Annotated in this window: 1 protein-coding gene; it reads left to right on the top strand. The window is 63.2% G+C overall.

Annotated features, from left to right (window positions below; genetic code table 11):
- Nucleotides 1-20: 20 nt before the first annotated feature.
- Nucleotides 21-514, top strand: a 494-nt coding sequence (locus ACR0B3_RS24570) for a class I SAM-dependent methyltransferase (protein ID WP_480811319.1), incomplete at its 3' end; no start/stop codon positions are given.

Consider the following 514-nt stretch of genomic DNA (forward strand, 5'->3'; position numbering starts at 1 on the left):
TATTTTGGAGAGTGTTTTCCATGACCGAGCTTGCCAGCGGACCTGGCCTTTTCCTGCGCCGCGCCTGGCGCAACCTGAACCGCCGTGTCAGCCGTGTCTGGCTGGACATGCGCGGTCCCCGTATCGAACATGACATGATCCGCCTGGGCTCGGAGGGGAACGGCTGGTATGCGCCGTCGGATCTGCCCGAGGGGGCGCTGTGCTACTGCATCGGGGTGGGACTGGATGCCAGTTTCGATTTCGAACTGGCCGCCCGCGGGGCGGAGGTCCATGCCTTCGATCCGACACCGCTGGCCATCGACTACATGGCCCCGAAAAACGAGGATCGGGTGACCTTCCACCCCTGGGGAGTGCTGGACAGCGATTCCAGCATGCGGCTCTATTTTCCCATGAACACGGCCCACGGCTCCCATTTCGCCGAGGATCTGCATGGCACGGGGCAGTATCACGAGGTGCCATGCTACCGGATGTCCACGATCCTGGATCGGCTCGGCCACCGGGATCGCCAGATCCA

Source organism: Ruegeria sp. CE9, assembly GCF_056537425.1.